2 protein-coding genes and 1 pseudogene are annotated in these 1,569 nt (G+C 64.1%); 2 read left to right on the top strand and 1 reads right to left on the bottom strand.

From position 1 onward, the window contains the following. Both WBB85_RS00620 and WBB85_RS00615 read left to right on the top strand, forming a co-directional pair. Positions 1 to 593 (top strand): adenylosuccinate synthetase (locus WBB85_RS00620; RefSeq protein ID WP_432636682.1); only part of this gene is annotated, 593 nt, incomplete at its 5' end. Next, entirely contained in the window at positions 593 to 832 is a 240-nt protein-coding gene (locus WBB85_RS00615; protein WP_432636681.1) for a DUF2842 domain-containing protein, read from the top strand. The genes WBB85_RS00620 and WBB85_RS00615, both read left to right, overlap by 1 nt. Positions 833 to 880: 48 nt before the next feature. Here WBB85_RS00615 and WBB85_RS00610 read toward each other — a convergent pair. Then, a pseudogene (locus WBB85_RS00610) lies at positions 881 to 1,569 on the bottom strand (hypothetical protein); the annotation flags it as partial.

The following is a 1,569-nucleotide window of genomic DNA, read 5'->3' as shown; positions in this document are numbered from 1 at the left end:
CCTATCCCTTCGTCACCTCCTCCAACGTGCTGGCGGGGCAGGCGGCGGCGGGCACCGGGATCGGTCCCGGTTCCATCGACTTCGTGCTGGGTATCGTCAAGGCCTACACGACGCGGGTGGGCGAAGGCCCGTTTCCGGCGGAATTGCAGGATGAGATCGGCCAGCGGCTTGGCGAACGCGGCCATGAGTTCGGCACCGTCACCGGGCGCAAGCGGCGCTGCGGCTGGTTCGACGCGGCACTTGTTCGCCAGACCTGCGCCACCTCGGGGGTCAGCGGCATCGCCCTGACCAAGCTTGATGTGCTGGACGGGTTCGAAGAACTGAAGATCTGCGTCGGTTACGATCTGGACGGTGCGCGCATCGACTATCTGCCAACCGCCGCCGATCATCAGGCGCGCTGCACGCCGATCTACGAAACCCTGCCGGGCTGGTCGGAAAGCACCGAGGGCGCACGCAGTTGGGCGGACCTGCCGGCCAATGCGATCAAATACGTGCGCCGTGTCGAAGAACTGATCGAATGCCCGGTCGCGCTTCTGTCGACCTCGCCGGAGCGGGAGGACACCATTCTGGTGACCGACCCGTTTGCTGACTGATGGCGCTGTCTTACAAAGCCCGCCGCCGCTGGTCGGTGATCATTCTTCTGGTGGGGCTGCCGCTTTACATCATCGTGGCGACCTCGCTGGTCGGCCTGCTGGGTCGGCCGGGCATCCTGGTGGAACTTTTGGTCTATGTCGTTCTGGGCGTCGCCTGGGTGCTGCCGTTCAAATCGGTCTTCAAGGGCATCGGACAGGCCGATCCGGAAGCCGACCGGAAAACGCAAAAGGCGGAGTGAACTTCCGTTCTCTCCGCCCGTAACTCGTTACCGAAACGAGTGTTTTTCTTATTCGCCGGCGGCACGGACGCTCGGGTTGAACCGAGTCGACTGCGCGACGGTGAACTGTCCACGGCTGAGTTTGCGGATCTTGCCATGGCGCAGCAACTGGCCGAAGGAGCGCAGCGTGTCTTCGCGGTTGAACGCGTCGTCGCTGTCAAACGTCGCCACCGCGCGCATGATTTGCGGGCGCGAGAAATGCGGCCGGCCTTCGACATAGGACGCATAAGCGGCCGCAGCTTCCAGAAGATCGGGCAGCTCGGTCGCGCCCATGTTCTCGGCGAATTCGGCGAAAGAGTTTGCATCGGCAAAGATGTTTTCGGCCGAGCCGGCATCAGTCGCCTGATCGTCGGCGGTCTGGTCATCGGCTTCGGTGACCTGCGCGGCACTGATGCGGCGCGGGCGGATCGCCTCGGCGGTCTTGTCGGCGGCGGGAGCCTCGGCGACATCGACGCGCTGTTCGGACACCAGCACCAGCGGCGCCTGGCGGCGTTCGGTCGGCTTCATGCCATCTGCGGGACGGCGCGGACGCACAACGCGGGCCAGATCCTCACGGTACTGGTCCATCTGCTTGGCGTCATTCTCGGCGGCTTTTTCCTTGGACAGCTTCTTGTCTGCGCGGGTCGCAAGAACCGCAGCCTTGAGATGCTGGATCGCAGAGCGGCGGCGCGTGCCTTCAGTTTCCTCAAGCTCTGTAT

This window comes from Albidovulum sp. (assembly GCF_049646345.1).
Taxonomy (GTDB): Bacteria; Pseudomonadota; Alphaproteobacteria; order Rhodobacterales; family Rhodobacteraceae; genus Albidovulum.
This window is presented reverse-complemented; position numbering and strand designations above follow the sequence as displayed.

Coding starts and splice junctions, on each gene's coding strand:
- WBB85_RS00615 (WP_432636681.1), top strand. CDS start 593: ATGGCGCTGTCTTACAAAGCCCGCCGCCGCTGGTCGGTGATCATTCTT.